21 protein-coding genes are annotated in these 21,710 nt (G+C 72.8%); 12 read left to right on the forward strand and 9 right to left on the reverse strand.

Features of this window, described 5'->3' with window-relative positions; all coding sequences use genetic code 11:
- Window positions 1-5: 5 nt before the first annotated feature.
- A complete protein-coding gene (locus tag ACY34K_RS04325) occupies window positions 6-404 on the reverse strand; it encodes a winged helix-turn-helix transcriptional regulator (RefSeq protein WP_462743786.1) in 399 nt (132 codons plus the stop codon).
- Between the two features lie 101 nt (window positions 405-505).
- Here ACY34K_RS04325 and ACY34K_RS04330 point away from each other — a divergent pair, with 101 nt between their 5' ends.
- Window positions 506-1,369, forward strand: coding sequence for an SDR family oxidoreductase (locus ACY34K_RS04330; RefSeq protein WP_462743789.1), 864 nt, complete (start codon window positions 506-508; stop codon window positions 1,367-1,369).
- Window positions 1,370-1,524: 155 nt separating this feature from the next.
- Window positions 1,525-2,511, forward strand: coding sequence for an EamA family transporter RarD (rarD, locus tag ACY34K_RS04335; RefSeq protein ID WP_462743792.1), 987 nt, complete (start codon window positions 1,525-1,527; stop codon window positions 2,509-2,511).
- A gap of 341 nt (window positions 2,512-2,852) precedes the next feature.
- On the opposite strand, the gene ACY34K_RS04340 is transcribed toward rarD, so the two are convergent.
- Complete coding sequence (locus tag ACY34K_RS04340; protein ID WP_462744024.1) at window positions 2,853-3,242, reverse strand: SRPBCC family protein; 390 nt, start codon at window positions 3,240-3,242, stop codon at window positions 2,853-2,855.
- The gene (locus ACY34K_RS04345) at window positions 3,242-3,859 is read right to left on the reverse strand and encodes a CGNR zinc finger domain-containing protein (protein ID WP_462743795.1); all 618 of its coding nucleotides are present in this window, start codon (window positions 3,857-3,859) and stop codon (window positions 3,242-3,244) included. Before ACY34K_RS04345 ends, ACY34K_RS04340 begins: the two co-directional genes overlap by 1 nt.
- Before the next feature lie 21 nt (window positions 3,860-3,880).
- Here ACY34K_RS04345 and ACY34K_RS04350 point away from each other — a divergent pair, with 21 nt between their 5' ends.
- Window positions 3,881-4,333 carry a VOC family protein gene (locus ACY34K_RS04350; protein WP_462743798.1) on the forward strand — a complete coding sequence of 151 codons (453 nt, stop codon included), beginning with the start codon at window positions 3,881-3,883 and terminating at the stop codon, window positions 4,331-4,333.
- Between the two features lie 133 nt (window positions 4,334-4,466).
- On the opposite strand, the gene ACY34K_RS04355 is transcribed toward ACY34K_RS04350, so the two are convergent.
- Window positions 4,467-4,664: a hypothetical protein gene (locus ACY34K_RS04355; RefSeq protein WP_462743801.1), complete on the reverse strand. Its 198-nt coding sequence runs from the start codon at window positions 4,662-4,664 to the stop codon at window positions 4,467-4,469.
- Window positions 4,661-5,035: a hypothetical protein gene (locus tag ACY34K_RS04360; protein WP_462743804.1), complete on the reverse strand. Its 375-nt coding sequence runs from the start codon at window positions 5,033-5,035 to the stop codon at window positions 4,661-4,663. Before ACY34K_RS04360 ends, ACY34K_RS04355 begins: the two co-directional genes overlap by 4 nt.
- A 274-nt stretch (window positions 5,036-5,309) precedes the next feature.
- Here ACY34K_RS04360 and ACY34K_RS04365 point away from each other — a divergent pair, with 274 nt between their 5' ends.
- The gene (locus tag ACY34K_RS04365) at window positions 5,310-6,650 is read left to right on the forward strand and encodes a M28 family metallopeptidase (RefSeq protein ID WP_462743807.1); all 1,341 of its coding nucleotides are present in this window, start codon (window positions 5,310-5,312) and stop codon (window positions 6,648-6,650) included.
- Between the two features lie 27 nt (window positions 6,651-6,677).
- Here ACY34K_RS04365 and ACY34K_RS04370 read toward each other — a convergent pair whose 3' ends face one another.
- The 4 genes from ACY34K_RS04370 to ACY34K_RS04385 all read right to left on the reverse strand — a co-directional run bounded on the left by ACY34K_RS04370 (window position 6,678) and on the right by ACY34K_RS04385 (window position 11,347).
- Window positions 6,678-7,526 carry an ABC transporter permease gene (locus tag ACY34K_RS04370; RefSeq protein WP_462743810.1) on the reverse strand — a complete coding sequence of 283 codons (849 nt, stop codon included), beginning with the start codon at window positions 7,524-7,526 and terminating at the stop codon, window positions 6,678-6,680.
- A gap of 271 nt (window positions 7,527-7,797) precedes the next feature.
- On the reverse strand, window positions 7,798-8,733 hold the full coding sequence (locus ACY34K_RS04375) for an ABC transporter ATP-binding protein (RefSeq protein ID WP_462743813.1): 936 nt from the start codon (window positions 8,731-8,733) through the stop codon (window positions 7,798-7,800).
- Window positions 8,734-8,841: 108 nt separating this feature from the next.
- Window positions 8,842-10,062, reverse strand: coding sequence for a LolA family protein (locus tag ACY34K_RS04380; RefSeq protein ID WP_462743816.1), 1,221 nt, complete (start codon window positions 10,060-10,062; stop codon window positions 8,842-8,844).
- A 274-nt stretch (window positions 10,063-10,336) separates the two neighbouring features.
- Window positions 10,337-11,347 (reverse strand): polyprenyl synthetase family protein, encoded by a 1,011-nt coding sequence (locus ACY34K_RS04385; RefSeq protein ID WP_462743819.1) that lies wholly within the window; start codon window positions 11,345-11,347, stop codon window positions 10,337-10,339.
- Between the two features lie 190 nt (window positions 11,348-11,537).
- Between ACY34K_RS04385 and ACY34K_RS04390 the strand changes: the two genes are divergently transcribed.
- From ACY34K_RS04390 to ACY34K_RS04425, 8 genes are all read left to right on the forward strand, one after another.
- On the forward strand, window positions 11,538-13,535 hold the full coding sequence (locus tag ACY34K_RS04390) for a CocE/NonD family hydrolase (RefSeq protein ID WP_462743822.1): 1,998 nt from the start codon (window positions 11,538-11,540) through the stop codon (window positions 13,533-13,535).
- Between the two features lie 43 nt (window positions 13,536-13,578).
- Window positions 13,579-14,805, forward strand: coding sequence for a fumarylacetoacetase (gene fahA / locus ACY34K_RS04395; protein ID WP_462743825.1), 1,227 nt, complete (start codon window positions 13,579-13,581; stop codon window positions 14,803-14,805).
- A 119-nt stretch (window positions 14,806-14,924) separates the two neighbouring features.
- Complete coding sequence (locus ACY34K_RS04400) at window positions 14,925-15,701, forward strand: GntR family transcriptional regulator (RefSeq protein WP_462743828.1); 777 nt, start codon at window positions 14,925-14,927, stop codon at window positions 15,699-15,701.
- Window positions 15,702-15,734: 33 nt separating this feature from the next.
- Window positions 15,735-15,962 carry a 4Fe-4S dicluster domain-containing protein gene (locus ACY34K_RS04405; RefSeq protein WP_365373906.1) on the forward strand — a complete coding sequence of 76 codons (228 nt, stop codon included), beginning with the start codon at window positions 15,735-15,737 and terminating at the stop codon, window positions 15,960-15,962.
- A 10-nt stretch (window positions 15,963-15,972) separates the two neighbouring features.
- The gene (locus tag ACY34K_RS04410) at window positions 15,973-17,298 is read left to right on the forward strand and encodes an ABC transporter substrate-binding protein (protein ID WP_462743832.1); all 1,326 of its coding nucleotides are present in this window, start codon (window positions 15,973-15,975) and stop codon (window positions 17,296-17,298) included.
- Entirely contained in the window at window positions 17,295-18,170 is an 876-nt protein-coding gene (locus tag ACY34K_RS04415; protein ID WP_462743835.1) for an ABC transporter permease, read from the forward strand. Before ACY34K_RS04410 ends, ACY34K_RS04415 begins: the two co-directional genes overlap by 4 nt.
- Window positions 18,113-18,892, forward strand: coding sequence for an ABC transporter ATP-binding protein (locus ACY34K_RS04420; protein WP_462743838.1), 780 nt, complete (start codon window positions 18,113-18,115; stop codon window positions 18,890-18,892). Before ACY34K_RS04415 ends, ACY34K_RS04420 begins: the two co-directional genes overlap by 58 nt.
- A gap of 44 nt (window positions 18,893-18,936) precedes the next feature.
- Window positions 18,937-21,633: a fumarate reductase/succinate dehydrogenase flavoprotein subunit gene (locus tag ACY34K_RS04425; protein ID WP_462743841.1), complete on the forward strand. Its 2,697-nt coding sequence runs from the start codon at window positions 18,937-18,939 to the stop codon at window positions 21,631-21,633.
- The last annotated feature ends 77 nt before the right edge of the window (window positions 21,634-21,710 follow it).

The raw sequence follows: 21,710 nt of genomic DNA on the forward strand, positions 1-21,710 counted from the left end.
TCCGTTCAGGAGGCCCGGGCCTCGTCGTACGCCTCCCGGGCAGCCCGCACGTCTTCGACGCGGCGCTCCGTCCACCGCGCGAGGGCCCAGACCTGTTCGGCCGCCTCGCGGCCGAGGGCGGTGAGCGAGTAGTCCACGCGCGGGGGGATGACGGGCTTGGCGTCCCGGTGGACGAAGCCGTCCCGCTCCAGGGTCTGGAGTGTCTGGGCGAGCATCTTCTCGCTCACGCCGCCGATCTCGCGGCGGAGTTCGCTGAAGCGGTACGAGCGCTCCAGCAGCGCGGCGAGGACGAGGACGCCCCAGCGGCTGGTGACGTGCTCCAGGACCAGGCGGGAGGGGCACATCGAGTCGTTGACGTCCGGTATCCGCCCCGGGACCGCGGCCGGACGCTTACTTACGCTCATGCCAGTACCTTACTTCAAAGTGGGTACTTTCCCATAGTTAGCGCTAACCGTAGGGTCGGTGCAGTCCTCGGGACCAGACACCACGGAAGCGGAGAGAACCCATGAGCATCGTCGTCACCGGAGCCACCGGCCGACTGGGCCGGCTCGTCATCGAAGCCCTGCTGGAGGGCGGCACCCCCGCCACCGGCATCGCGGCCGTCGTGCGCGACAAGGCCAAGGCGGCCGACCTGGCGGAGCGCGGCATCGACCTGCGCATCGCCGACTACAGCCGCCCCGAGACCCTGGCCGGCGCCTTCGGGACCGGCGACCGCGTGCTGCTGATCTCGGGCAGTGAGGTCGGCAGCCGCGTACCGCAGCATGCCGCCGTGATCAGCGCGGCCAAGGCCGCGGGCGTCGCGCAGCTCGCGTACACCGGCGTACTGGGCGGGCCCGACGCGGACTTCGAGCTGGCGGCCGAGCACAGGGCGACGGAAGAGCTCATCCTCGGCTCCGGCCTGCCTTACACGCTCCTGCGCAACGGCTGGTACACCGAGAACTACACCGACCACCTCGCCGCCGTGCTGGCGCACGGCGCCGTCGTCGCCAACGCGGGCGAGGGCCGGATCGCCTCCGCCGCCCGCGCCGACTACGCGGCGGCGGCCGCCGCCGTCCTGACCGGCGAGGGCCACCTGGGCCGGGCGTACGAGCTGAGCGGCGACACCGCGTGGTCACTGGCCGAGTACGCGGCGGAGATCACCGAGCAGTCCGGCAGGACCGTCGCCCACACCAACGTCCCCGCCGAGGCGCACCGGTCGGCCCTCATCGGAGCCGGCGTCCCGGAGGCGTTCGCCGCGATCCTCGTCGACGTCGACAAGGCGATCGAGCGGGGGCTGCTGGCGCGTTCGAACGGCGATCTCGCCCGGCTGATCGGCCGCCCGACCACACCCCTCGCCGACACCGTCGGTGAGGCGCTGCGGCAGCTCTGACCCGCTCCGCAGCCCGCTCCACCGGGTGCCGCCGGCCACCACCGCCGCTCCGGACGCGCCGTCATGACCGTATGGCGATACGGGCATGACAGCGCACCCCGCCTGCCGATACCTTCTTCCGCAGGACAGCGTGGTGCAGGGGCAGGAGGCGGCCAGTGACGGCGAAGAGTGGCGGCGATCAGCGGACAGGACTCCTGTACGGCATCGGGGCCTATGGCATGTGGGGCCTGGTCCCGCTCTTCTGGCCCCTGCTGAAGCCGTCCGGCGCGGTCGAGATCCTCGCCCACCGCATGGTCTGGTCACTGGCGGTCGTGGCCGTGGCGCTGCTCGTCCTGCGCCGCTGGGGCTGGGTGTCCGAGCTGCTTCGGCAGCCCCGCAAGCTGGGCCTGATAGCGGTCGCCGCGTCCGTGATCACCGTCAACTGGGGCCTGTACATCTGGGCCGTGAACACGGGCCAGGTCGTCGAGGCGTCCCTCGGCTACTTCATCAACCCGCTGGTCACCATCGCCATGGGCGTCCTGCTGCTGAAGGAACGGCTGCGGCCCGCCCAGTGGGCGGCCGTCGGCACCGGCTTCGCCGCGGTCGTGGTGCTCGCGGTGGGGTACGGCCGCCCGCCGTGGATCTCCCTCACGCTGGCCTTCAGCTTCGCCGTCTACGGTCTGGTGAAGAAGAAGGTCAACCTCGGCGGCCTGGAGTCGCTGGCGGCCGAGACCGCGATCCAGTTCCTGCCGGCCCTGGCGTATCTGGTGTGGCTGGGGGCCATCCAGGGGTCGGCGACCTTCGGCACGTCCGGTGCGGGCCACGCGGCGCTGCTCGCCGCGACGGGTGTGGTCACCGCCGCACCGCTGGTGTGTTTCGGGGCGGCGGCGATCCGGGTGCCACTGTCGACGTTGGGGCTGCTGCAGTACCTGGCGCCGGTCTTCCAGTTCCTGCTGGGCGTCGTCTACTTCCACGAGGCGATGCCGCCCGAGCGGTGGGCCGGGTTCTCCCTGGTGTGGCTCGCTCTCACGGTGCTGACGTGGGACGCCCTGCGCACCGCCCGCCGGACCCGAGCCGAGATGCTCCGCCTGGCGGCGTCCGCGGCGGCGGCCCCGCCCGTCCCCGAACCGCCCCGACCCGCCGCGGAGGCCCCGCGCGTCTGACACCGCGGGCCCGCCGCACCGCACGGTGGTCACCGCGGTACCGGCCCCGCCGCCGTGCCGGGGCCGCGCCAGCACCGTGCCACCACCGCGCCACCGCACCTCGGCGAGCGGCACGGGCGCCGGCACACCCCGTGCCGGGCGAGCCGCGTGAGCGGCCCGCCGAAGACCGGGCCCAGCCGGGGAAGCCCTCCGGCGGCGGTGCCGGCGAAGACGAGCAGGCGGCGTGATACGCCGCGGGCCTCTCGGCATGGCGGCCGGCGTCATGAACACCGCCCGACAGCATCGGCCGGCGCGCCGGCGGTCACCCCGAGGGCGACGCCCGAGCCCGTACCCCCTGGGCCTCAGGGCATGAGCGCCGCTTCCACCCTGGCCAACACGCCCCGCCAGTGCGCACGGCGCCGCTCTCGCTCCTCGGCGCTCGACAGTCGTTCCTGGTGGAAGTTGAGGACGGTCCGGTCGGGGCCGGACGGCGAAACCGTGATCTGGAGGGTCGTCGCGCCGTGGGTGAGGCGGACCCGGTCCCCGGGGCGGTAGCTGCGCAGCTCGCCCGTGACGCCGTCGGACGTCTCGTACGACTCACCCTTCACCGTGGGGAGTTCGGCTCCGGGCCCGAGCCAGAGTTCCACCCCTTCCGGTCCGGCGACGAAGTCCCAGACGGTACTGAGGGGCAGCGGCAGGGTCTTCGACACGCCGATCTCCCAGCCCGCGTCCCGCGTGAGTCCCGTGGGCATCATGCGTCTCCTTCCGGACCGGTACGGGCGCGGTGGGCCCGCACCTTGTGACGGTTGCCGCACCGTTCCATCGCGCACCAGCGGCGGCGGCCGGGACGGGAGGTGTCGGCGAAGAGCAGAAAGCAGTCGTGCGCTCCGCATTCGCGGATCCGGTGCGCGTACGCGCCGGTGAACAGGTCTATCGCGTCCCTGGCGACGGTCGACCGCAGCCCGGTGACGGTGGCGCCCGGGGCCCAGGCGCGCCCCCCGGAGGCCGTCATGTGCACGGCCAGGGGCGGCTGGGCGGCCGCGGCGTTGACCACCGCCAGATCGGCTCCGGCGAAGGACCGGCCGTGGGCCCGCGCCGTGGTGAGGGCGAGCAGGGCGTCGCGCAGCTCCCGTACGGCCGCCAGGCCGGCGCCGGTGACGCCGTCGAGCCGGAGGCCGGGGGCCAGCCGGGAGGCGTCGATCCACGCGGCGAGTCCGGCCGGGGTGTCGAGGACTTCGTACCGGGCCAGGGGGCCCGGGCCGCCGGTGGTCAGCAGCTCCAGGCAGAGGGCACCGGCGTCGAAACGATAGGGACGGCCCTCCGGCGTCTTCAGGATCAGACCCGTTGCGGTCGTTGCGGACTCACTCACGCAACCAGTATAAGTGGTTACATGACGACGCTCCACTGGAAACTCGTGATCGACGCCGACGACCCGCACCGGCAGGCGGAATTCTGGGCCGGGGCACTCGGCTACCTGGTCGAGGACAACAGCGCCTTCATCGAGCAGCTCATCGACCTCGGGCGGGCACCCGCCGAGCTGACGATCGACTTCCACGGCCGACGGGCATGGCGGGATCTGATCGCCGTCCGCCATCCGGACGATCCCTTCGAGGAGCGGACCGGGATCGGGAACGGAAGGCGACTGCTGTTCCAGCGCGTGCCGGAGAAGAAGACCGTCAAGAACCGTCTGCATCTGGATCTGCACGCCGAGCAGGGCCGGCGCGACGCGGAGGTCGCCCGGCTCGAGGCGCTCGGCGCGACGGTGCTGCGCAGGATGGAGGAGCCGGGGGGTACGTGGACGGTGATGGCGGACCCGGAGGGCAACGAGTTCTGCGTGCAATGAGGCCGCCCCGACACCTCCGGGGCGGCCCTCCCGCAGCCAGGTACCGCCGACGCGGCTCCCCCTGGGGCGTGTTTCGCAAGTCCCGTCCGGCCGGGGGCCCTCCGGGCGGACGACGCCACTTTCGCAACACGCCCTAGGGTTCGCGGTCCCAGCGGAAGCCGCCCAGGCCGACGTCCTCCTCGTCGGCGGGTGCGGGCCTCCGCCGGGACCAGAGCGTGAAGACCGCGATCACCACCGCGAACAAGCACAGCATCACGAAGAGGACGTTCACCGCGACGCGCGTGAAGAACATGATCAGCGCGTCGAGCAGGAGGAAGGGGTCCAGGTTCACGACCGCCCTCCGCTCCCGGGCCCCCCGGGGCCCCGTTCGTCCGTCCACGCGCCGCGGCGGCCTCCGGGGCCCCGTTCGTCGGTCCACGCGCCGCCGGGACCGGCACCTTCGCCCTTCGCGCCCTCACGGGCGGTCCCGTCAGCCGTACCTCCCCCGCCCTCACCGGCGGCCCCGGCAGTCGCGCCCTGCCGGGACCGGCGCGAGCCGAGGTGGACGACGACGCCGATGACGGCGAGCAGCGCCAGCGACGCCGCCAGCATGCCGAGCGTGCCCCACTCGCCCAGGCGCTCCCAGATGCCCGGCAACTCCACCGGCTCGTACGGATGCTCACCGTGACCCGGCACCTGACCGTCGCCCTCGTGCTCCCCCATGCCCGCAGGATGCCCCTCGCACGGCCCGACGAGAACACCCGTGCCTGAACGGCCGTACGGCGGTGTCCATTCCGCTATCTGTTCCGGTCACTCCGAGTTCGATATGCGAACGCTCATGACCGGTTTCCGCCCTTGACGGTCAGTCAAACTCTCGCTGAACATTCAGCACGCACACCGCACCGCACGCATCAGCAGCTCCAGCGCCCCGGGTCGACCGCGACCGGGGCGTCTCGCACGTTCCGTCTTGTCCCCGTACGGAATCCGGAGCCCCCACATGAACCTCTCCGTGCACCGCATACCCAGACGCACCGCCGCGGCCGCCGCGCTGGCCGTCGCCGGTCTGCTCGCCACCGCCGCGCCCGCCGCCACCGCGGCCCCGCCGGCCGCCACCACGACTCCCGCAGCCACCCTGGCCGCACCCGACATACCCCTCGCGAACGTCAAGGGGCACCTGAGCGACCTCCAGTCGATCGCCTCCGCCAACGGCGGCAACCGCGCCCACGGCCGGCCCGGCTACAAGGCGTCCGTCGACCACATCAAGGCCAAGCTGGACGCGGCCGGATTCACCACCAGCGTCCAGCAGTTCACCGCGAACGGCGCCACCGGCTACAACCTGATCGCCGACTGGCCCGGCGGCGACACCGGCCAGGTCCTCATGGCCGGCGCCCACCTCGACTCCGTCTCCTCCGGCCCCGGCATCAACGACAACGGCTCGGGGTCGGCCGCCGTCCTGGAGACCGCGCTCGCCGTCTCCCGCGCCCAGCTCAAGCCCGCCAAACACCTCCGCTTCGGCTGGTGGGGCGCCGAGGAGATCGGCCTGGTCGGCTCCCGGTACTACGTGAACAACCTGCCGTCCACCGAGCGGGCCAAGTTCTCCGGCTACCTCAACTTCGACATGATCGGCTCACCGAACGCGGGGTACTTCGTCTACGACGACGACCCGGCGATCGAGAAGACGTTCAAGGACTACTTCGCGGGGCTCGGCGTCCCCACCGAGATCGAGACCGAGGGCGACGGGCGCTCCGACCACGCCGCGTTCAAGAACGTCGGCATCCCCGTCGGCGGTCTGTTCACCGGCGCGAGCCGGACGAAGAGCAGCGCACAGGCGCAGAAGTGGGGCGGCACGGCCGGCCAGGCCTTCGACCGCTGCTACCACTCGTCCTGCGACACGACGTCCAACATCAACGACACCGCGCTCGACCGGAACAGCGACGCCGTCGCGCACGCCGTCTGGACGCTGTCCGCCGGCACGACGCAGCCGCCCACCGGTGACACCTACGAGAACACCGCGGACGTCGCCATCCCCGACAACGGCGCGGCCGTCACCTCCACGGTGAACGTCTCCGGCCGCACCGGCAACGCCCCGGCCGCGCTCAAGGCCGGCGTCGACATCGTCCACACCTGGCGCGGCGACCTCGTCATCGACCTCGTGGCCCCGGACGGCACGGCGTACCGGCTGAAGAACTCCAGCGGCAGCGACTCGGCGGACAACGTCCAGACCACCTACACGGTCGACGCGTCGGCCGAGGCGGCCAACGGCGCCTGGAAACTGCGGGTCCAGGACGTGGCCGCCCAGGACACCGGCTACATCAACGCCTTCCGGCTCACCTTCTGACGTCTCCTCTCCGGCACCGTCCGACCGTCACGTGGTGATGTCCTTCGCGGTGAAGCGCGCCCAGGCCGCCGATCCGAACACCGCGGCGTACACGCCCTGCAGGCCGAGGTTGTTGAGGATCTCGTCCCAGTAGAGCGGTTCGCGCAGCAGATCCGCGAAGGACAGCCAGTAGTGCGGGAAGAGGTAGGGGTGGATCGCGTCGAGCTGCGGGATCGTGTCCAGGATCTGCGCGGTGATCACCAGCCCGACGGTCGCCGCCATCGCCGCCACCCCGCTGGTGGCGAGGGTGGAGACGAAGAGGCCCAGCGCCGCGACGCCGAGGAGCGACGCGGCGACGACCACGGCGACCAGAACCGCTCGCAGCAGGCCGTCCGTGAACGAGATCGTCGTTCCGGAGATGGTGGTCACGTCCCCGAGCGGAAAGAGCAAAGCCCCGACGGCGAGCGCCGAGACGGCCACGACGAGTGTCGCGACCAGGCAGAACGCCATGGTCGCGGCGTACTTGGCGCACAGCAGCCGGGTCCGTCCGGCCGGAGCGACGAGCAGATACCGCAAGGTGCCCGCGCCGGCCTCGCCCGCGACAGCGTCCCCGGCGACGACCCCGACGGCCATCGGCAGGAAGACCGGCAGCGTCGCGGCGAGGGCGGCGAACACCAGGAACAGGCCGTTGTGGGTGATCTGCGAGAAGAACGCGGGACCGTCGCCGCCACCGGCGTCGCCGCCGTGCGGCCCCGACCCGCCGCCCGAGCCCGCCTCGATCCTGAGCGCGATCCCGATGAGGACGGGTACGGCGGCGAGGACGCCGAGCAGGACGAGGGTCCGCCAGCGGCGGAAGGTGACGCTCAGCTCGGACCGGAAGAGCCCGAGGGATCGCACCGGGCGCCAGGTCCCCGAGGCCCCTGCCGATGTCCCCGTGGCCGCCCCTGTGCCCGTCGCCGTGCCCGTGCCCGTCCCTGTGCCTGTGCCCGTTTCTGTGCTCGGCGCGGTCCCCGTGCCCGTCCCTGGGCTCGTTTCCGTGCCCGTGCCCGTCCCTGTGCCCGGCGCGGTCCCCGTGCCCGTCCCTGTGCCCGTCCCTGTGCCCGGCGCGGTTCCGGCCTTCGACGCCGGCGCTTCCGGCGCCCGCGCCCCGGCCGCCGGTCCGGTCGGTTCAGCCCGCGACATCGAAGCCCTCCCCTGTCAGGGCGACGAACGCGTCCTCCAGCGAGGTCCGCTCGACGCCGAAGCCCCGTACCCGCACACCGCCGTGCACGAGCGCCGCGTTGACGTCCGCCAGGTCGGGTGCCTCCCCGGGCAGTTCACCGGTCACCCGGTCCCCGGCGACGACGACGTCCATGACCCCGAGCTCCTCCAGGACGCGGGCGGCGTCGCCCGGGTCCGGGGTGGTGACCGCGAGCCGGCCCCGCGCGCCCGCGGCGAACTCGGCGACCGGGCCCTGGGTGAGGAGCCTCCCGCGCGCCATCACCGCAACATGCGTGCAGACCTGCTCGATCTCGTCGAGCAGGTGCGAGGAGAGGAAGACGGTGGTGCCGTCCGCCGCGAGCTCCCTGACCAGGGCGCGGATCTCCCGCATGCCCTGGGGGTCGAGCCCGTTGGTCGGCTCGTCCAGGACGAGCAGTCCGCGCGGCTGGAGCAGCGCCGCGGCGAGCCCGAGACGCTGTTTCATGCCGAGCGAGTAGGCCTTGGCCTTCTTGCCGGCCGCCTGTGTGAGGCCGACGCGCTCCAGAGCCGCGGCGACCCGGTCGCGCCGGGTGCGCGGGTCGGCGGTCGGGTCGGCGGAGTCGTAGCGCACCAGGTTGTCCCGGCCGCTGAGGTACCCGTACAGGGCCGGGCCCTCGATCAGGGCGCCGACCCGCGGCAGGACCGTCCGGGCGGCCGCGGGCATGGGGCGGCCGAGGACCGTGGCGGTGCCGGAGGTGGGTTCGATGAGCCCCATCAGCATGCGGATGGTGGTGGTCTTGCCCGAGCCGTTGGGCCCGAGGAAGCCGAAGACACTGCCGGCCGGCACGTCCAGGTCGAGCCGGTCCACGGCCAACTGCCCGCCGCGGTAGCGCTTGCTGAGGCCGCGCGTCCGGATGACGCTCATGGCACCCCCTCGTGGTCTCGCCCGGGCCAGGCTACGCGTGCGCCGGCGGAAGCCGCGGCACGGCGGGCCGGCCGGAGGGGGCGGTCCCCCTCCGGCCGGCCCGGCCGGCTACTTCGCGCCGTTCGCGGCGGCGATCAGGGTGTTCTGGTCGACCGCGCCCACGTACACCTTGCCGTCGTCGGTCATCAGCGCGTTGACGAGACGGGTCTTGAAGACGGTGCCGGAGCCGAACTTGCCGGTGACCTTGTCGCCCAGGGCGTCCAGGAACTTCGCCGCCTCCGGCGGGACGTCGCCCTCCTCGGGCGCGGCCGCGGCCCCGCCGCCCGGGGCGGAGATCTCGGCGACCGAGGTCCAGCCCTTGCCGATGACGTTCAGGCCCTGGAAGTCCTCGAGGGCTTCGAGTTCCTTCTGCTCCGCGGCCGTCGGCGGGTGTGCGGGCGCGAGCTCCCGCTCGTCCGCCTCCGTCACCTTCGCGCCCTTCGGGGGCTTGAAGTCGAACGCGGACGCTTCCGGCTTGGCGAAGTCGACCTTGGTGAAGCCCGCGTCGATCGCGGCCTTGCCACCGCTGCTCGGGGTGAGCGTGAACTTCAGCGGCACGCCGTTCCGCGCGTCGACCGCCACCTTGATCGACCCGATGGTCGAGCCGCTCTGCTTGGGCTTGATGACGAGCTGGTAGGCGTCCCGCCCGGCGATCCGCACGGTGCCGTCGACCGTCACCGACGTGGTGTCGTCCACGGCCTTCAGCGCCTCGTCGGCGAGGTCCTTCGGGGTGGCCGGCACGTCCTTGCCGGGCGCACCGGACTCCGCGCCGCCGGCGGCGGCGTCGGCCTCGTGGTAGACCTCGTTCGACTTGCTGTCGTACGCCCAGACGTCCTTGCCGTTGTGGATCAGGCTGTACTCGGCCGCGTCGTCCAGGATGGACACCCGCTGCTTGTCCGGGCCGTCGGTGGCCACACGCAGGGTGTGCGTGCCGGAGGCCAGTTCCATCAGCTTGGCCTGCGGGTCGGCGGAGGCTCCCGGGCCGTCCCCGCCCGCGGCACCGGCCAGGCCCTCCAGCCCGGCGAGCGAGGGCAGGCCGAGGTCCGTGCTGACCTTGACCGTGCCGGAGAGCTGCTGGACGTCCGACGCGGCGATCTTCTCGATGAGTTGCTGCGCGGTGATCTCCGGGAGATCGGGGTCGCCGGACGCGGCGAGCGCCGGGACCAGCCCGATGGTCGCCGCAGCCACTCCCGCCACCGCGGCCGGGACCAGGTACCGGGCCGCCTTGCGGCGACCGGTCCGGAGGTCCCCGGCCTCTTCGGTGGTGTGTGCGCTGTCGTTCGGTGCCATTGTGTGCCCTACCTCCGTGGTCGGCGGCCTGCCGTGGTCGGCTGGTGTTCTCCATCTGACCAAATCGGCCGCACGAAGGCGTCAGCCCGCGGAATCAACTTCGCCTACTGCTTCGGTATGACCCCGGAGGGCGTCGGCTCCGCCGCCGGGAGCCGCTTCTGCCGTATTTCCGGGCCCACTTGGGGAGACACGCCCAGTCGGTCCCGTAGGGGACGACGGTCCGCGCTCAGCCCCGGGGCGGTCCCGGGGGTGAGGCTCGGGTCACGCGCTCGGGTCAGCCCGCGCGGTGGACCACCAGGTCGCAGAGCTCGGCGAGCGCCGCCTTGGCGTAGCAGTCGGGCAGCGGGGCGAGCATCGCCCGCGCCTCCTGCGCGTACCGCACGGTGTCCTTGCGCGCCTGCTCCAGCGCCGGGTGGACGCGCAGCCGGCGCAGCGCCTCGGCGTGCCGGGCGTCGTCGGTCAGGTCGCCGTCCAGCAGCTCGACCAGCGCCAGGTCCTCGGCCCGTCCGTGGGCCGCCGCCTGCGCCCGCAGGTGCAGCACCGGGAGGGTGGGGATGCCCTCGCGCAGGTCGGTGCCGGGTGTCTTGCCGGACTCGTGCGAGTCGGAGGCGATGTCCAGGACGTCGTCGGCGAGCTGGAAGGCGAGGCCGAGCCGCTCGCCGTACTGCGTGAGCACGCCCACGACCCGCTCGTCGGCACCCGCCATCATGGCGCCGAAGCGGCAGGAGACGGCGACCAGCGAGCCGGTCTTGCCCGCCATGACGTCCAGGTAGTGCTCGACCGGGTCACGGCCGTCGCGCGGGCCCGCGGTCTCCAGGATCTGCCCGGTCACCAGGCGTTCGAACGCCTCCGCCTGAATACGGACCGCCTCGGGTCCGAGATCCGCCAGGATGTGTGAGGCGCGGGCGAAGAGAAAGTCACCCGTCAGGACGGCGACCGAGTTGCCCCAGCGGGCATTGGCGCTGTCCACGCCGCGGCGCACGTCGGCCTCGTCCATGACGTCGTCGTGGTAGAGCGTCGCCAGATGCGTGAGCTCGACGACGACGGCCGACGGCACGACACCCGGCGCGTAGGGGTCGCCGAACTGGGCGGCGAGCATCACCAGCAGTGGGCGGAAGCGCTTGCCCCCGGCCCTGACCAGGTGCTGGGCCGCTTCGGTGATGAACGGCACTTCGCTCTTGGTGGCATCGAGGAGCCCTGCCTCGACAGCCGCCAATCCGGTCTGGACATCGGCTTCGAGAGCCTGGTCCCGCACGCTCAGCCCGAACGGCCCGACGACGGTCACGAGGGGATCTCCTGTCTGCTGACGATCACACGGATTGTCGATGTGTCGCTGGATTCACTCAAGTCAGCGTATCCGGTCGCCTTTCGATCACCATGGGCGCCTTCCCGCCATCGCCGGTATGTTCGGGATCAGCAGATACGTCCATCAGTGAGTCGTTTGTCCAGGCCTGTCCCGCCCCTCCGAGGTCCCCATGCGCATCCGCCGATCCTTCCCGTACGAAACGGGCCACGAGGACGTCCGCATCCCCCTCCCGGACGGTACGCGGCTGCACGCCCGGGTGTGGCGTCCGCTGACCACGGACCCGGTGCCGGCCCTGTTCGAATACCTGCCGGACCGGCTGACCGACGGGACCGCCGCCCGGGACGCGCAGCGCCACCCCTGGTACGCGGGCCACGGCTACGCCTCGGTAAGGGTGGACGGCCGCGGCTACGGCAACAGCGAGGGCATGCCGGACGACCCGTACGCCGACAGCGCGCTCGACGACGGCGTGGCCGTGGTCGAGTGGCTCGCCGAACAGCCGTGGTGCACGGGCGCGGTCGGCATGTTCGGCATCTCCTGGGGCGGGACCGTCGCCCTGCGGATCGCCGCCCGCGCGCCCGGGCCGCTGAAGGCGGTCGTCACGGTCTGCTCCACCGACGACCCCTACGACAACGACATCCACTACCTGGGCGGCTCCCTCCTCGCGGGCGCCATGCCCGCCCGGGCGGCCGCCCTGCTCGCCCTCGCCGCCGCCCCGCCCGACCCGCGGTACACGGGTGACGCATGGCGCGGCGTGTGGGCGGACCGGCTCGAAGCGCTCACGCCCTTCCACCACACCTGGCTGGCCCACCCCACCCGCGACGCGTACTGGCGGCACCGGAGCGCCGGCGAGGACCTCTCCGCCGTCCGGGCGGCGGTCCTCGCGGTCGGCGGCTGGCACGACCCGCACCGCGACACCGTCCTGCGGCTGGTCGAGCGACTGCCGCACGACCGCGTGCGCGGCGTCATCGGCCCCTGGTCGCACCAGTACCCGGACCGCGACCGGCCGCCGGGCCCGGCGATCGGCTTCCTCCAGGAGACCCTGCGCTGGTGGGACCACCACCTCAAGGGCGCCGCCAACGGCGCCATGTCCGAGCCGCTCCTGCGGTCCTGGATCAGCGACTCGCACCCGCCCGCGACCGTCTACCCGCGCCTGCCCGGCCGCTGGGTCGGCGACGACACCTGGCCCTCCCCGCACGTCACCCTGCTCACGTACGCCCTCACGGGCTCCCCCGTACGCGTCCGCTCCCCCCAGCACACCGGGCTCGACGCCGGCCGCTTCCGCCCGTGCGGCAACGACGCCGACCTGCCCCCCGACCAGCGGGCCGAGGACGCCCGCTCGGCCTGCTTCGACTTCCCCGTCCCCGAGGAAGGGGACCCGATCGAGATCCTCGGCCGGCCGCGCGTCAGCCTCACGCTGCGCGCCGGAGCGCCCACCGGACAGGTCGTCGCCCGGCTCTGCGACGTCGCCCCGGACGGCTCCTCCACGCTCGTCACCCGCGGGGGCCACGACTTCTCCGCCCGCTACGGCCGCGACCGGGCCGTGCCCTGGCGAACGGGGGACACCGAGGACTTCGTCTTCGAACTGCACGCCGTCGGCCACACCTTCCCGCCCGGCCACCACATCCGCCTCGCGGTCTCGTCCGCGTACTGGCCCTGGATCTGGCCGCGGCCGGACGACGGCGGTTTCACCCTCGACCCGGCCACCAGCGCCCTGCAGCTCCCGGTCCGCGTGCCCACCACCGACCCGGTCGCCTTCGAGGAGCCCGAGCAGGCCGAGCCGCTGGGCGTGACCATCCCGGCCACCCTCGACGGGCAGCGCCCCGAGCGGCTGATCGTCCGCGACGTCGCCGAGGGCGAGTGGCGCCTGGAGGTGGACCCCCGCCACGGCGGCACACGGGTCCACCCCGACGGCCTCGAACACACCGAGGAGGCCCTGGAGACGTACACCGTCGAGGAGGGCGACCCGCTCTCCGCCCGCACCCGGTCCGACTGGAAGATCCGCCTCCATCGCCCGGAAATGCCCTGGGACGCCACCGTCGAGACCCGCTCCGAGATCGGCTGCGACGCCACCCACTTCCTCACCTCCGACGAGGTGATCTGCAAGGACGGCACCGAGGTGGTGTTCCATCGCACGTGGGAGAAGCGCGTTCCCCGTACCACGGGCTGATCTAACGTGTCCCCCACACACGTGGAAAGCGAGGCAAGCACCGATGCCCGAGCAGAGCCCGCTCGACCTGGCCGAAGGCGACCCCTTCGGCCCGCACAACCTCCCGTACGGCGTGTTCAGTACCGCCGACGAGCCCGGCCGCCGCCGGCTCGGCGTCCGCGTCGGCGACCATGTGCTGGACGCGGGCGCCGCCGCGCACGCGCTGGGCTCGCCCTACGCGGCGCTGCTCGCCCAGCCCGGCCTGAACCCGCTGCTCGCCGCCGGCCGCACCGCCTGGCGGGACGTACGGCGGGCCCTCACCGCCTGGGTGACGGTCCCCGCCCACCGCCCCGACATAGAGCCGCTGCTGCACCCCATCGGCGACGTCACCCTGCACCTTCCGTACGAGGTCGCCGACTACGTCGACTTCTACGCCTCCGAGCACCACGCCACCAACGTGGGCCGCATGTTCCGCCCGGACGGCGAGCCGCTCACGCCCAACTGGAAGCACCTGCCCATCGGCTACCACGGCCGCGCGGGCACGGTCGTGGTCTCCGGCACCGACATCGTGCGCCCGTCGGGCCAGCGCAAGACGCCCGCCGACGCCACCCCGGTCTTCGGCCCGTCGGTCAAGCTCGACATCGAGGCCGAGGTCGGTTTCCTCGTCGGGACCCCCTCCGCCCTCGGCGAGCCGGTCTCCCTCGGGTCGTTCCGCGACCACGTCTTCGGCCTGACCCTGCTCAACGACTGGTCCGCGCGTGACATCCAGGCGTGGGAGTACGTGCCCCTCGGCCCCTTCCTGGGCAAGTCCTTCGCGACCTCCGTGTCGGCCTGGGTGACCCCGCTGGAGGCCCTCGACGCGGCGCGGGTCGCACCACCGGCCCGTGACTTCCCGCTGCTGCCGTACCTGGACGACTCCGGCGAGGAGGAGCCCGGCGGCTTCGACCTCCGCATCACCGTCAAGATCAACGGCGAAGCGGTCGCCGAGCCGCCCTTCTCGACCATGTACTGGACGGCGGCCCAGCAGCTCGCCCACATGACGGTCAACGGCGCCTCCCTGCGGACCGGCGACCTCTACGGCTCCGGCACGGTCAGCGGCCCGGAGGTCCACCAGCGCGGCTCGCTGCTGGAGCTCACCTGGAACGGCCAGGAGCCGTTCGAGCTCGCCGGCGGCAAGCGCACCTTCCTGGAGGACGGCGACGAGGTCACCCTCACGGCCTGGGCCCCGGGCCCGGACGGGATGAAGGTGGGGCTCGGCGAGGTGACGGGGCGGATCGCTCCCGCCCGGTAGTGGCAGATCTTCGCCACTCCCGCGCATAACCGCAGCTCAACAGCGCGCCGCCGACGCCCCTCGGTGGCGCAATACTGCCGCAACACCACGGGCGGGCATGCCTCGGTATGGTCCGACGCATGCCCGCCGAACGCATCCGAGAACACGCCGGAACAGGCGCGACCACCGTCGCCGCCCGCCGGCGCCGGCTGCGCGCGGACCAGGCACGGCAGCTCGCCGACCTGCTGCGCCACCAGATCATCGGTGGCGCCTTCCCCACCGGCTCCCTGCCCCACGAGGGCATCATCGGCCGCGACTACGGCGCCAGCCGCAACACCGTCCGCCAGGCACTGGACCTGCTGCGCAACGAGCAGCTGGTGGACCGGGTCCCCGGGGTCGGCACGGTCGTCGTGTGCCGGAAGTACCGGCACGGCCTGAACCGCCTCCAGGGCCTCGCGGAGACCCTCCACGAGCAGGGCACGGTCCTCAACCACATCCGCACGATGGCACCGGTCCCGGCCCCCGCCCCGGTGGCGGCCCGGCTGGACCTCCCCCGGCACAGCGAGGTGCTCTACATCGAGCGGCTCCGCCTGCTGGGCAGCCTCCCCCTGTCCCTCGACCTCACGTACATCCCCATGGACATCGGCGCGGACCTCATCGGCTGCGACCTGGAGAACACCGACGTCTTCCAGCTCCTGGAGTCCCTGACCGGACAGCGGCTCGGTACCGCCGACATCACCCTCGAAGCGGTCAACGCCGACGCGCACTCCGCCGCAGTCCTCCAGGCGCCCCGCGGAGCGGCCGTCCTCATGCTGGAGCGGCTGACCCATCTGGCCGACGGCCGCCCCGTCGACCTGGAGTTCATCCGCTTCCGCGGCGACCGCCTCACCATGCACGGTCTGCTGCACCGCGCATAGCCACCACCGCCCTCCTCTTTCCCGGAGACAGCCATGCCCTTGGCGCCCCAACGGGCCGACGTGCCCGTGACCATCGACGAGTCGAAGTGCATCGACGGCTGCACCCTGTGCGTCGACATGTGCCCGCTGGACTCGCTCGCGATCAACCCGGACAGCGGCAAGGCGTTCATGCACGTGGACGAGTGCTGGTACTGCGGCCCGTGCGCGGCCCGGTGTCCCACCGGAGCCGTCACGGTCAACATGCCCTACCTGCTCCGGTGAAAGGCCCCCGATGTCACGTACACCCCTTGCCCTCCTGCCCGTTGCCCTGCTGCTCCCCCTCACCGCCTGCGCCACCGACTCCCAGGCCGACTCAACGGTCACGGTCACCGTCGGCTACCAGTCCAAGACCATCAACACCGTCACCGCCGGCACGCTCCTGCGCTCGCTGGGCCACTTCGAGCGCGAACTCGCCGCGCTGTCGAAGCGCGACGGCACGACGTACAAGGTGGTCTGGCAGGACTACGCCACAGGCGCCCCGATCACCGCGCAGATGACCGCCGGCAAGATCGACATCGGCTCGATGGGCGACTTCCCCCTGCTCATCAACGCCGCCCGGGGCAAGCAGCTGAACCGCCCCACCCGCCTGGTCTCCGTCACCGGCTACAACCTCCGGGGCGCGCTCAACACCATCGTCACCGCACCCGGCTCCCCGCACACGACACTCACCGACCTGCGCGACAAGAAGATCTCCACCAGCGTCGGCTCGGCCGCCGACGGCACCCTCGTCCGCGCGCTCCAGCGCGAGAACGTCTCCTTCCGCAAGCTCAACCAGCAGCCCTCCGTCGGAGCCTCCGCCCTGTCGGCGGGCAGCGTCGACGCGCTCTCCCAGTTCGTCGCCTGGCCCGGCCTGCTCGCCTTCCAGGGCAAGGCCAAGGCGCTCTACGACGGCGGGCGGCTGAACCTGGCCACCTTCCACGGCGTCACCGCCCGCGAGGCCTTCGCGAAGCAGCGCCCCGAGGTGCTCCAGGCCTTCCTCAGGGCCCAGATCGCGACCACCGCCTATCTCCGCGACAACCCCGTGGCCGCCAGCGAGAAGGTGGCCGCGGCCACCGGCCTCCCGGCCGAAGTGGTCCATCTCTACAACGGCCCGAACGGCATCTCCACCTTCGACGCCACCGTCAAGCCGCAACTGATCGACGCCCTGAAGCAGGACGTCCCCATCCTGAAGGACGCGAAGCTCGTCCCCGGCGTCGACGTGGACGCCTTCGTCGACGACACCCACATCCGCAAGGCGTACGGCGCCGCCTACACGAAGCAGCGGGCGACGACGGCCCCGGCCTCCCGCAGCGAGGTCTGGCTGAAGAACGCCACCACGACCACCTCCTTCGACTCCCCGGCCGAAGCCCTGCGTTACGCGGCGGCGAACCGGGCCGAGGTCCGCGTGGTGTATGTCCCCGACACCACCACCGGCACCCTCTGGTTCGCCGACAAGGCGATCTGGCTCAAGGACGGAACCTCGGTGAAGCCGTTCGTCACCGAGGAGACGGCGCGTGAGTACCGCACGGCCCACCCGTCGGCGCGGCCCCTCACCTACGCACAGGCCCTGCGGTCATGAGGTACGCACGCCGTACGGCATCACTCCTGCTCGCCCTGGCCCTGTGGCAGCTGCTCACCGTGCTCGACATCAACCTCTGGCTCCGCTTCGAGCAGTTCCCCACGGTCACCGAGGTGGCGCGGGCCTTCTCGGTCCGGCTGTCGACCGGCACCTACTGGCAGGACATCACCGACAGCCTCAGTCGCATCCTCACCGGATTCGTCCTGGCCGCGGCGGCAGGCGTCGCGCTCGGCACGGCGATCGCCCGCTCCCGCCTCACCCACGACCTCCTGGGCCCCGTACTCGAAGTCGTACGCCCCGTCCCGGCGATCGCCCTCGTGCCCATCGCGATCCTGCTCTTCCCCACCAATGAACAGGGCATCGTCTTCATCACCTTCACGGCGGCGTTCTTCCCCGTCCTGGTCTCCACCCGGCACGCCGTCAGGGCCCTCTCGCCACTCTGGGAGGAGGCGGTGCTCACCATGGGCGCATCCCGTGCCCGCACCCTCCTGACCGTCATGCCCGGCGCCCTGCCGGGGATCTTCGGCGGACTCTCGGTCGGCATGGGAGTCGCGTGGATCTGTGTGATCTCGGCGGAAATGATCTCGGGCGAGTACGGGGTCGGCTACCGCACCTGGCAGGACTACACGGTCGTGGACTATCCGGGCGTGCTGGTGGGGATGGCCACGATCGGCCTCCTCGGCTGGCTGACCTCGACGGCCGTGGAACTCGCGGGCCGACGTGCCACGCGCTGGCTCCCGCGCCGCGGACCGCGGCCGGCGGACCGCCCCCATCCCTCGGCAGTAGCCGCACCGTTCACAAGGAGCACCCGCAGATGGCCGAAGTCACCCGCGAACCCGCCGGTACCGGCGCCGGCGGCGGAGCGCACCTGACCGTCGAGGCCGAACTGGGCCGGCCGGGCGCGCCCCTCCCGCACCCCGTCGACCTCGCCGTCGCCCCCGGGGAAGTCCTCACCGTCGTGGGCCCGTCCGGGTGCGGCAAGTCGACCCTGCTCCGCACCCTCGCCGGTCTGCTCGCCCCGCTGCGGGGCACCGCCACCCAGGACGGCCGGCCCATCACGGGCCCGGGTGCGGACCGGGCCGTCGTCTTCCAGGAGGACGCCCTCCTCCCCTGGCGCACGCTGCGCGGCAACGTCGAACTGCCGCTGGCCGTCGCGGGCGTACCGCGCGCCGAGCGGCGCCGGCGGGCCGACGAGTGGCTGGCCCGCGTCGGACTCGGCGACCACGCCCACAAGCACCCCCACCGGGTCTCCGGCGGTCAGCGCCAGCGCGCTCAGCTCGCCCGCGCCCTGGCCGGCGAGCCGCGTGCGCTGCTGATGGACGAGCCGTTCGGCGCGCTCGACGCCCAGACGCGCGCCGACATGCAGCGGCTGCTCGTCGACGTGCTGGACGACACCTCCGCGACGGTCGTGTTCGTGACCCACGACGTGGACGAGGCGCTGCTTCTCGGCGACCGCGTCGCGCTCCTCGGCACGGGACGCGTCCTCGACGTCAAGCGCTCCCGCCCGCGTTCCGCCGCCCGCGCCGCGGCCGTGCAGGACGATCCTGCGATCGCGGCCGTACGGCGGGACGTCCTCGCATCTCTCGGCTCCTGAAGCCGCCCCGCCTCCCGAACGCCCCGGTCACCGAAAGGCACGCCATGCAGATCCCCGCCCTCGCCGACGCCGAAGAGCTGTCCTGCGACGTCCTCGTCATCGGCGGCGGCACGGCCGGCACCATGGCCGCCCTGACCGCCGCCGAGCACGGGGCGGACGTCCTGCTCCTGGAGAAGGCCCACGTCCGCCACTCGGGCGCCCTCGCCATGGGCATGGACGGGGTGAACAACGCCGTGATCCCGGGCAGGGCCGAGCCGGACGACTACGTCGCCGAGATCACGCGTGCCAACGACGGGGTCGTCGACCAGTCGACGGTGCGCCGAACGGCGACGCGCGGCTTCGCGATGGTGCAGCGCCTGGAGTCGTACGGCGTGAAGTTCGAGAAGGACGAGCACGGCGAGTACGCGGTGCGCCAGGTGCACCGCTCCGGCTCGTACGTCCTGCCCATGCCCGAGGGCAAGGACATCAAGAAGGTCCTCTACCGGCAGCTGCGCCGGCGCGAGATGCGTGAGCGGATCCGCATCGAGAACCGGGTGATGCCGGTGCGGGTGCTCACCGGCCCGGACGGCCGGGCCGTCGGTGCGGCCGCCTTGCACACCCGCAGCGGCGCCTTCGTCGCCATCCGCGCGGGCGCGGTGATCCTGGCGACGGGCGCGGCCGGACGCCTCGGCCTGCCCGCGTCCGGCTACCTCTACGGGACGTACGAGAACCCCACCAACGCGGGGGACGGCTACGCCATGGCGTACCACGCGGGCGCCGAGCTCACGGGCATCGAGTGCTTCCAGATCAACCCGCTGATCAAGGACTACAACGGACCGGCCTGCGCCTATGTCGCGAACCCCTTCGGGGGGTACCAGGTGAACCGGCACGGCGAGCGATTCGTCGACTCGGACTACTGGTCGGGCCAGATGATGGCGGAGTTCGCGGCCGAGGTGGCGAGCGACCGCGGGCCGGTCTACCTGAAGCTGAGTCACCTCCCCGAGGAGTCCGTCGCCGCTCTCGAAGGCATCCTCCACTCCACCGAGCGCCCCACCCGGGGCACCTTCCACACGGGCCGCGGCCACGACTACCGCACGCACGACGTCGAGATGCACATCTCGGAGATCGGCCTGTGCGGCGGCCATTCGGCCTCGGGCGTACGGGTCGACGACCACGCCCGTACCACCGTCCCGCGGCTCTACGCGGCAGGGGACCTGGCCTGCGTCCCGCACAACTACATGATCGGTGCGTTCGTCTTCGGCGACCTGGCCGGCGCGGACGCCGCCCGGTACGGCGCGTACACGGGAGAACTGCCCCCGGACCAGCTGGCCGAGGCCCATGAGCTGATCTACCGCCCCCTGCGCAACCCGGACGGGCCGCCGCAGCCGCAGGTCGAGTACAAGCTGCGCCGGTTCGTGAACGACTACGTCGCCCCGCCCAAGTCCGGGGCGCGTCTCTCCCTGGCACTGGAGCACTTCGAGCGGATGCGCACCGACATCGCGGAGATGGGCGCGCGCACGCCGCACGAGCTGATGCGCTGTGCCGAGGTGACGTTCATCCGCGACTGCGCGGAGATGGCGGCCCGCTCGTCGCTCGCCCGCACCGAGTCCCGCTGGGGCCTCTACCACGAGCGTACGGACCACCCGGCGCGCGACGACGACGCCTGGCTGCACCATCTCGATCTGCGCAAGTCGGCATCGGGCGCGATGGAGTTCACGGCCCGTCCGGTGGCGCCGTACCTGATCCCGGTCGACGGGTTCGCCCCGACGGGCGGGCCGTCCCGGCACATCGGCGTAGTCCACCCGGACCAGGTCGCGACGGCGGGTCCGCGCGAGACCGCGCCCCTCGGCTCGGGCGCACCGGTCCGTGCCGTACCGAAGGACCGGGCCGCGGCCGGCTCCTCCCACCACCCCCGCATCCTGGAACTCCTCGCCCTCACCGAGGCCGCGTCCGAGCCCGGGCCGGAGCAGCTGCGGCCGTATCTCGCGGATGCGGACCCTGCGGTGCGCCGGGCCGCGATCGCCACCCTCACCGAAACGGTCCCGCCCGGCACGGGCCCCGCGCTCGCCGGGGCGCTCGGCGACGAGGACGCGTCCGTCCGGGCCGCCGCCGCTGCCTCCCTGCGCGAACTGGTCGAGACGCTGCCGCCGGACGGGGACCTGGGCGCCGGGCTGGCATCGGCACTCGCCGGCGGCGATCCCCTCGTACGGGCCGCGGCCCTGGACGTCCTGCGCGCCCTGCGGCTGGGGGACACCGCCTCCTACGCCCGCGCACTCGACGACCCGGACATCGACGTCCGGATCGCAGCCGTGCGCGCGCTGGTCTCCGTCGACGCGCTCGGCACGGTCGCCGGAGCGGTCAAGGACCCCGCCCGTGAGGTCCGGGTCGCCGTGGCCCGCAGCCTGGACTCCCCCGCGGCGCTGGCGCCGCTGCTCGACGACCCCGATCCGCTGGTACGGGCGGCGGCCCTGGGGACCCTCGGGACCACGGGATGCCCGGCCTCGCAGGCCGTCCTCGCGGTGAGCGCGCTCGGTGACCCGGCCTGGCAGGTGCGGGCCGGCGCGGCGACCGCCCTGGGCGGCGCCGACCCCGGAGGCGCGGTGTCCGCCCTCGCGTCGGCCCTCGCCGACGGGAACGCCGATGTGCGCAAGGCCGCGGTGCTGGCCCTGCTGCGGCACGACCACCCGGAGGCCCGTGCGGCGCTGGCCGTGGCCAGGTCCGACTCGGACGCCGATGTCCGGGCGTACGCTGCACGGGCCTGACCGGCGACGCACGGGCCTGACCGGCGACGCACGGGCCTGACCGGCGACGCACGGGCTCAGCGCCGCACGGCCCGGCC

The sequence above is a fragment of the Streptomyces sp. STAM6 genome, assembly GCF_054963715.1.